The following is a 7307-nucleotide window of genomic DNA, read 5'->3' as shown; positions in this document are numbered from 1 at the left end:
ACCGCGCACCTTTGACTCCGGCGCCTCCGGCATCAGCCGGCGGACATGCTCATAGGCGTTTTCCTCCGGACGCAGATCGTCGAGCTGATGCTGGGCGAAGATCGCCACCTTCAGCCCGGGCGCCACCGTCATCGTGCCGCTCTCCTGCTTGAGGCGACCCGACAGCAGCTTGGCGAAGGTCGACTTGCCGTTGCCGTTGGCGCCAAGCAGCGCGATGCGGTCGTCGGCGTCGATGCGCAACGTCATCTTCTTCAGGATCGGCTGGCCTTCGGTGTAGCCGACATTGACGTTGTTCAGCGCCACGATCGGCGAGGCCACGGTCTTGACCGGTTCGGGAAAAGAGAACGGCCGCACCGAATCGTTCACGATCGCCGCGATCGGCTTCATCTTTTCCAGGGCCTTGATGCGCGACTGTGCCTGTCTGGCCTTGGACGCCTTGGCGCGGAACCGCTCGACGAAGGATTCCATGTGCTTGCGCGCGGCCTCCTGTTTGACGCGGCCCTTTTCCTGCAATTCCTTCTGCTCGGCGTACTGGCGCTCGAACTGATCGTAGCCGCCGCGCCAGAAGGTCAGCTTCTTCTGATCAAGATGAACGATCGAGTTGACGGCACGGTTGAGCAGGTCGCGATCGTGCGAAATCAGAAGCACGGTGTGCGGGTATTTCGACACGTAGTTTTCCAACCACAGCGTGCCTTCGAGGTCGAGATAGTTGGTCGGCTCGTCGAGCAGCAGCAGATCAGGCTCTGAAAACAGCACGGCGGCGAGTGCCACGCGCATGCGCCAGCCGCCGGAGAAGGACGAGGCCGGACGGCGCTGCGCTGCATCATCGAAGCCGAGGCCGGCGAGGATGGTGGCCGCGCGGGACTCGGCCGAATGCGCATCGATGTCGGCCAGACGCATGTGAATATCGGCGATGCGGTGTGGATCGGTCGCCGTCTTTTCCTCTTCGAGCAGCGCCGTGCGTTCGAGGTCGGCCTTGAGCACGATCTCGATCAGCGGCTCCTCGGTTCCCGGCGCCTCCTGCGCCACCTGGCCGATGCGCGTGTTCTTCGGCAGGCTAATCGAACCGGTCTCGGAGGGAAAATCGCCAGTGATGGCCTTGAACAGCGTCGTCTTGCCTGTGCCGTTGCGGCCGACAAGGCCGGCCTTGGTGCCGGCCGGCAAGGTCAGCGAGGCATGGTCGAGAAGCAGGCGCCCGGCCATGCGGAGCGAAAGGTCGTTGATGATCAGCATGGCCGCGCTTTTGCACCGGACATCAACGCTTCGCAAGACCTTGCGGGCCAGTTGGCCACGCAAGGTCCGAAAACGGCGCACACAATCGCCGTCAAAGCAGCCGGTCAGTGGATCGGCAGTCAGCCGAGCAACGCTCAGCCGGAATAGCCGAGCAACGCTTAGCCAGCGGCCTTGCGCTTGGTTCCCTTTGCCACGGCCGCCGGGGCCGCCGCCGATTTGCGGCCAAGTCCCGTCGACTTTGCCAGCGCCGACCGGGTCGCCGAGTAATTCGGAGCGACCATCGGATAGTCCGGCGATAGGCTCCATTTAGCTCGATAGTCGTCCGGGCTCAGACCATAGTCTGTCCTGAGATGTCGCTTGAGCGACTTGAACTTCTTTCCGTCTTCCAGGCAGATGATGTAGTCTGGAAACACCGACTTTTTTGGATTTACGGCCGGAACCAGGCTCGGGCTTTCCACGACGACCGCGCCAGCCAACTTTCGAACCGATGCGCTGACGCTGGCAATCAGGTCAGGCAGGCCGGAAGCTGGTAGCGGATTGTTGCCGACATAGGCAGAGACAATATCGGCCGTTAGCTCTATAACGGTCTTATCCTCGATATTTGACAAATCTTTCACCCTATTTGCGAGAAAGCCATCCACCCCAGCGAAGACTTTCGTCGACATATCTTTTTAACCGCGTCCCCCAACGGCTCGCCAAGTGCCGAACGAATCAAAACTTGGCGTCAACTATTTTTATGGGAAATGCACGCCGCGCAATTTAGAAAATCTAATACTTGGAAGCAGCAGACTTGGTCGTTCGGGTATCGGCCAATATCTCAAGAATACGCCGCCAACGGGCACAGCGCCCGAAATCCTTCTGTTCAATTGCCTTTTCGGCCTTCATCGCCGCGTAAAGCGGTGCTTCGGCGCCAAATTCCTTGATCAGCCAATACGCTTCCTGCCTGGCGAGACGTTCATTGTCGTCAAACATGGTCTTGCGCCTCCGAGCGCTCCAGGCCGACCGCGATACAACTGCCGATGACGAGGACGGCGCCGGCAATGGCGGTTGTCGTCAACCGTTCGCCGGACAGGGTCAGCAGCAAAGTCGAGGCGATCGGCGTGAGATAGGCGATGACCGCGACCTTGCCGCTGCCTTCGAGCTTCAAGGCCCGCGACCAGAAGTAATAACCTAGCCCCATCGGACCGGCGCCGAGATAGAATCCCAGGGCGAGATCGACGCCGGAGGGCCAGGCGACGCCTTCGCCAGCGGACCACAAAAGCGTCAAGGCCACGCCGACAAGCGACGAAGGCAGCAGCAGGCGATCGGGCGAAGTGGCGAGTCGTCCCACCATCACCGAATAGAAAGCCATGCACAGCGCGGATCCGAATGCGGCGAAATAGCCGACGATGTCGCCCTGGAACCAGCTGTTCTCACGCCCTCCCGAAATCACCAGCGCAACACCCACGAAGCCGAGGGCCGCGGCAAGACCCAGCAAGACCGGACGCCGGGGATTGTCGAAGGCGATCACTGCCGCGGCGACCATCAGGGGCCAGGTGTAGGCCACGAGATTGGCTTCGATTACCGGCATCGAGGCGAAGGCGATGTATTGCAGCACCATGGTGCCGACCAGACCGATGAATCCGACCGCGAGAGGAGCGAGTGCCGCCCTCGGCGCCATTGGCGGCGCGTCCTCACGTTTCATGAACCGGATCAAGGCGAAGAGCAGTGCAGCTCCCGCAAATTGCAGGAACTGCACTTGCGATACCGGATGGGTTGCCAGCAGGAATTTGCCGACCAAAGCATTGGTCGACCACAAAGCCACCGCGCCGGCAGCAAAGACCAGCGCGGATATCGAACCTGATCCGTGCCGAAACAGTCGCCCTGGGGCTCTATCCCTGTGTTGGACCATGATCTTGTCCGAAGACCGGCTGCCACTTTTCGGGATCATGGTTGACTACCATGATTCCCTGGCTCCGCCCGAAACCTGTGCTTCGGCGGAGGCGGCGGGCGTCGGATGCTCCGCCTCGAACCGGCGATAGGCCGGCAACTGGTTGGCCCAGACATCTTCGGCCAATTCGTTGACCCACTCGCGGTCGTGGTCATTGTCGGCGGCAAGATAGAACATGCGGTTGTCGTCGACATAGGGCTTGGCCACCGAACGCTGGTTGAGCACCAGGGTGACGCGCTCGCCATAGTGGATCGGCGCCGTGCGATGCAGGACGCCAAGGAACTGCCCGAGTGTCGCGTAGTTCATCTTGTGATCGATGCGCATGATGCGGTTGCGCGGGATCTCGCGGCCGGATTCGAGGATGGCGCGGCCCGTCTCGGAATCGTCGCAATAGATTTCGAGATGGCCGCCGACCAGCGGGTTGCTGATCGACAAAGGAATGAGTTCGGTGACCGGAACGCCGTCGCAATGCCACTCGACGGCGCCGTCCCTGGGATTCATGAAGGTGACGGTCGACCCGACGATCGACAGCGGATAGGGCTCCAGCTTCGTGCCCATCATGTCGGACAGCCGCTCCAGGCGTAGCTTGTCGTGCAGCAATTCCTTGATTTCAGGAATGAAACGGTCGGCGCCGGTGATGAAGGTCAGGTCGAGGTGCTTGTGCACGGCATGACTGTCCTTGAGCTTCAGGGCGGCCTCCTCGATTGCGGCGAGCAGTGCCGGGTCATAGCCATGCAGATACTGTGCAACGCCGAAACTCGACACTTTCCAGGCGGTTTCGTGGCCGATGATGGCCTCACGGCTCATCGCATAGCGCAGTTCGGGTATGGTATGTGCGTTCATTGTACTTCTCCAAGTGGGGGGCAAACACTTGATTAACAGTCGATTAAATTAGCCCCCCCTGTAAAATTAGGAATGCTGGTGCTAGTGTAAGCCCAGCTTAAGGTCGAAGCCCGTGCGTCTGCTCAGTCAGGTCAATCTCAATTCGCTGAAAATCGTGGAGAGTGCTGCGCGCCACGGGAATTTCACGCGGGCCGGCGAGGAGCAGTTCATCACCGCTTCGGCTGTCAGCCAGCGCGTCAAGAGCTTGGAGGATCAGCTGCGCTTCAAGATTTTCCAGCGCGGTGGCAATGCGGTGTCGTTGACGCCGGAAGGCGAGACCTATGTCTCGCGTGTTCGCGAGGCGTTGGAGCGGATCGTCGCCGCCAGCATGGAAGCGACCGGACAATCGCAGGAACATGTGCTGAAAATATCAGTGCTGCCGACTTTCGCCGCGCGCTGGCTGTTTCCGCGCCTGCCGGAGTTCCAGCGGCGACATCCCGATATCGTGATGCGGGTTTCGACCTCCTACGCGACACATGAGTTCACGGCCTCCGATTTCGATCTCGAAATCCGCTATGGAGACGGCCATTTCACCGGACTGCTGTCCGATCTGCTGTTTCGGGAAGACCTGACCCCGGTGTGCAGCCGCAAACTGTTCCATGAGGTTCTCGGCAACAAGCCGGTGTCAAAGGTGACGCCAGACGACCTCAGGCACTTCACGCTTCTGCATTCCGACACCTGCACCCAGAACTGGCAGTCCTGGCTTGGCTTCGCCGGCGCCAGCTTCGTGCTCAGCGAGACCAAAAGCATCTATTTCGACTCGTGCATGATGTCCTATGAGGCAGCCAACGCCGGAATGGGCTTTGCCGTGGCCAACCGTGCCTATATGGCCAGCGACATCCGCGCCGAAAGGCTGGTCGCCCCCTTTGCCGTCCACCATCCGAATACCGCAGGCTGGTATTTCGTCTCCCCCCACAAGCACTTTGCCACACGCAAGGTGCTGCTGTTCAAACAGTGGGTCATGGCGGAAGCGGCTTTGACGCAACGCCAATTGGATAGTGAAATCCGCGATCTGGCTAGCGAAGCTGTCTGAAATTCGTATCAGCGCCCAATTGTACCCCGATGACCGCCGGTCAGAAAATTGAGGACCTTCGGTTAATGGACGTCCAATCCATGCAACCCGCCCTGGCCGGGAAGATTGTTGAACTCAAGCCGCTTCAGCCGGGGCATTCGCAGGGCCTTCTGTGCGCAGCCGCGGACGGCGAGCTGTGGAACCTCACGGCCACCGTCGTTCCCGGGCCAGCCACGATCGATGACTATGTAGCCAGCGCCCTGGCTGGACGACGGGCTGGGACCGTCATGCCTTATACAATCGTCCTGCGCGGCACGGGAGCGATCTGCGGGAGTACGCGGTTCTGGAAGATCGATCGCATGAACAGAAAATTGGAGATTGGGCACACGTGGCTCAGCGCTTCGGTTCAGCGATCAGGGGTCAATACCGAGGCAAAGTACCTTCTGCTGGCCCATGCCTTCGAGGTCATGGCGTGTGTGCGGGTGCAATTCACCACCGATGAACTCAATGACGCATCGAGAGCGGCCATTCTACGGATAGGGGCGAAGCAGGAAGGGATCGTTCGCAACGAGCGGATCATGCCGGACGGCAGGAAACGCAATTCGGTACGGTTCAGCATCATCGATTCCGAATGGCCTGACGTGAAGGCCATGCTTCTGCGGAAGATGCGGCGGTAGTCGGCGCAGGCAGCTCGCCCGGATCAGGCGAAAGCCCTGCCCTCTTCGGTACGCTGGAAATGCGCCAGATCGAGCGGCACGGAAGGACGGCCGAGGACCGTCAGGATCATATGCGCCTGACCGCGATGATGGGTGTGGTGGTTGAAGACATGCGCCAGCGCGGGCGCAAGACGCTGCGAGACGGTGCGCATGTCGGACAGGGTCATATAGGTAAAGCGGCCCGACAGCGCCTTGTCGCTCAGGCCGGAGAGCCAGTCGATGATCCGCCGATCCTCCGCCTCGCGCGCCGTCCTCAACTTGAGCAAGGCCCGGTGCAGTATGGCATCCAGCGCCGTCGGCGCGTCGCCCTCGCCGGTGAAGCGCTTCATCCAGATGCGATCGGCGGCAAGCAGATGGTTGAGGGTGCCCATCAGCGAGCCGAAGAAGGCGCCGACGTCGCGATTGAACTCTTCTTCGTCAAGGTCCGCGGCGGCATCATAGATGCGGCCATTGGCCCATTGATTATACGCCGCAAACATCATGAAATGCTGTTTCATCGTTTCTCCCGCCGCCCCGTTTCGGGGTGTCGCGAGCGATACCTAGACCGCAAAGAGACCCGCGCCAATGACCATTCTGCTTTATGAGCTCGTCGGGCGTGACGAGAGCCGTCCATTCAGTCCGCATTGCTGGAAGGCGACGATGGCGCTGGCGCACAAGGGGCTCGATATCTCGACCGCGCCGACACGTTTTCTCGAGGTGCCCACCATCGAGGACGGCGCTTCGAAAACCGTTCCGGTGATCCGCGACGGCGAAAAGGTCGTCATCGATTCCTTCGCCATCGCGCTCTATCTCGAGGAAGCCTATCCGGATAGGCCGACCCTGTTTGGCGGCGACGGCGGCAAGGCGATGGCGCGCTTCATCGAGCGCTGGTCGCAATTGACCATCCATCCCTACGTCACCACCGCGGCGCTCGTCGACCTCCATGCCATGCAGGACGAAGAGAACGCCGTGTACTTCCGGCAGAGCCGGGAGAAGCGCTTCGGCAGGCAGCTGGAAGATGTCGTCGCGGGACGCGACGCCGGCCTGGCGGCGTTTCGGGCTTCGCTCGAACCGCTGCGCTCGATGCTGGGCTACCAGCCTTTCATCGGCGGCGCGTCGCCGCTGTTCGCGGATTACATCGTCTTCGGCGCGCTGCAATGGGCGCGCATCGCCACGTCCTACCAGCTGCTTGAAGACAGCGATCTCGTGGCGCAATGGTTCGCGCGTTGCCTCGACCTGCATGGCGGGCTGGGACGAAAGGTTGCGGCAGCCGCCTGACGGCCGCAAGCGCTTGCCCTGCCCGCGAGGGCAGGTGGACGCGCCGTCTATTCGTGGCGAAAATCAGCTGCGGGATAGCGGGCCTACTTGGCCGCCTTCTTTGGCTTGCTCGTCGTCGGCTTGCTGGCTTTCACGGCGGTTTTTTCTTCCTTGGGAGCGGCTTTGGCCTTGCTGGCGGCGGGTGCCTTCTTGGCTGCCGGCGGCTTGCCCGCATCCTCCCGATCGATGTCGGCGGCCGCCTGGTGCCAATGGCGTTCGTGGTGACCGGCCGGTTGCC

Annotated in this window: 10 protein-coding genes; 3 read left to right on the top strand and 7 right to left on the bottom strand. The window is 61.2% G+C overall.

The features are described from left to right. From C1D09_RS28645 to C1D09_RS33335, 5 genes are all read right to left on the bottom strand, one after another. The coding region (locus C1D09_RS28645; protein ID WP_143977354.1) for an ABC-F family ATP-binding cassette domain-containing protein at nucleotides 1-1233 on the bottom strand (1233 nt) is incomplete at its 3' end. Between the two features lie 158 nt (nucleotides 1234-1391). Continuing rightward, complete coding sequence (locus C1D09_RS28640) at nucleotides 1392-1898, bottom strand: Ros/MucR family transcriptional regulator (RefSeq protein WP_425463432.1); 507 nt, start codon at nucleotides 1896-1898, stop codon at nucleotides 1392-1394. A gap of 103 nt (nucleotides 1899-2001) precedes the next feature. After that, nucleotides 2002-2205 (bottom strand): hypothetical protein, encoded by a 204-nt coding sequence (locus C1D09_RS28635; RefSeq protein WP_143977353.1) that lies wholly within the window; start codon nucleotides 2203-2205, stop codon nucleotides 2002-2004. Beyond that, nucleotides 2198-3124, bottom strand: coding sequence for a DMT family transporter (locus tag C1D09_RS28630; RefSeq protein WP_143977352.1), 927 nt, complete (start codon nucleotides 3122-3124; stop codon nucleotides 2198-2200). The genes C1D09_RS28635 and C1D09_RS28630 overlap by 8 nt, the downstream gene beginning before the upstream one ends. A 45-nt stretch (nucleotides 3125-3169) precedes the next feature. Continuing rightward, the gene (locus C1D09_RS33335) at nucleotides 3170-4006 is read right to left on the bottom strand and encodes a hypothetical protein (protein ID WP_167514795.1); all 837 of its coding nucleotides are present in this window, start codon (nucleotides 4004-4006) and stop codon (nucleotides 3170-3172) included. Nucleotides 4007-4118: 112 nt separating this feature from the next. Between C1D09_RS33335 and C1D09_RS28615 the strand changes: the two genes are divergently transcribed. Both C1D09_RS28615 and C1D09_RS28610 read left to right on the top strand, forming a co-directional pair. Continuing rightward, complete coding sequence (locus C1D09_RS28615; protein WP_143977351.1) at nucleotides 4119-5078, top strand: LysR substrate-binding domain-containing protein; 960 nt, start codon at nucleotides 4119-4121, stop codon at nucleotides 5076-5078. 65 nt (nucleotides 5079-5143) lie between these two features. Further along, nucleotides 5144-5734, top strand: coding sequence for a GNAT family N-acetyltransferase (locus C1D09_RS28610; protein ID WP_143977355.1), 591 nt, complete (start codon nucleotides 5144-5146; stop codon nucleotides 5732-5734). A 23-nt stretch (nucleotides 5735-5757) separates the two neighbouring features. On the opposite strand, the gene C1D09_RS28605 is transcribed toward C1D09_RS28610, so the two are convergent. After that, the gene (locus C1D09_RS28605; protein WP_143977350.1) at nucleotides 5758-6270 is read right to left on the bottom strand and encodes a DinB family protein; all 513 of its coding nucleotides are present in this window, start codon (nucleotides 6268-6270) and stop codon (nucleotides 5758-5760) included. A 67-nt stretch (nucleotides 6271-6337) separates the two neighbouring features. Between C1D09_RS28605 and C1D09_RS28600 the strand changes: the two genes are divergently transcribed. Beyond that, nucleotides 6338-7030, top strand: a complete 693-nt coding sequence (locus C1D09_RS28600) for a glutathione S-transferase family protein (protein ID WP_143977349.1) — start codon at nucleotides 6338-6340, stop codon at nucleotides 7028-7030. A gap of 83 nt (nucleotides 7031-7113) precedes the next feature. Here C1D09_RS28600 and C1D09_RS28595 read toward each other — a convergent pair. Further along, nucleotides 7114-7307, bottom strand: a 194-nt coding sequence (locus C1D09_RS28595) for a DUF2934 domain-containing protein (protein ID WP_143977348.1), incomplete at its 5' end; no start/stop codon positions are given.

The sequence above is a fragment of the Mesorhizobium intechi genome, assembly GCF_002879535.1.
Classification (GTDB): domain Bacteria; phylum Pseudomonadota; class Alphaproteobacteria; order Rhizobiales; family Rhizobiaceae; genus Mesorhizobium; species Mesorhizobium intechi.
The sequence above is the reverse complement of the archived record's forward strand: the minus strand, read 5'-3'. Positions and strand labels throughout refer to the sequence as shown.